The organism is Rossellomorea aquimaris, from assembly GCF_001877785.1.
GTDB classification, from domain to species: Bacteria; Bacillota; Bacilli; order Bacillales; family Bacillaceae_B; genus Rossellomorea; species Rossellomorea aquimaris_A.
In genome coordinates this window covers 1-404 of the sequence record NZ_MINN01000029.1, presented here as the reverse complement: position 1 = coordinate 404, position 404 = coordinate 1, and the positions used below count along the sequence as shown (strand labels likewise).

The window sequence follows — 404 nt, the reverse complement described above, 5'->3', positions numbered from 1 at the left end:
ATCCGCATACACATAGGCAATGATGACGAGCGGAATACTCAGATAAAGAAGCTCGTATCTTCCTTTCACGACTAAAGAGAAGTCTCCCTGCAGCCATGATGACACATTCTGGATCAAGTCATATTTATATGCGATAAATGTCGCGATTGAACTGACGATATTCCCGAGCATTAAACCGACAAGCGGAATAAAGATGGTGTCGTTAAACTTGATTCTTTCAAGGATTTTCATAAACAGAAAATTTCCTGCAAGGGCAAAGACAAACGCGACCAGCATTTTGATTAAAGGACTGGCCGATGTAAACAGCAGCAAGGAAATTAAAATGCCGAGAAAAAAAAAAAAACAAATAACTGACATAAACTCCTATATACTATAATTCAGCATCACATCATTCATTACACTTT

At 37.9% G+C, this 404-nt stretch carries 1 pseudogene; it reads right to left on the bottom strand.

Features of this window, described 5'->3' with window-relative positions:
• A pseudogene (yclN, locus tag BHE18_RS01110) lies at positions 1-330 on the bottom strand (petrobactin ABC transporter permease YclN); the annotation flags it as partial.
• Positions 331-404 lie beyond the last annotated feature (74 nt).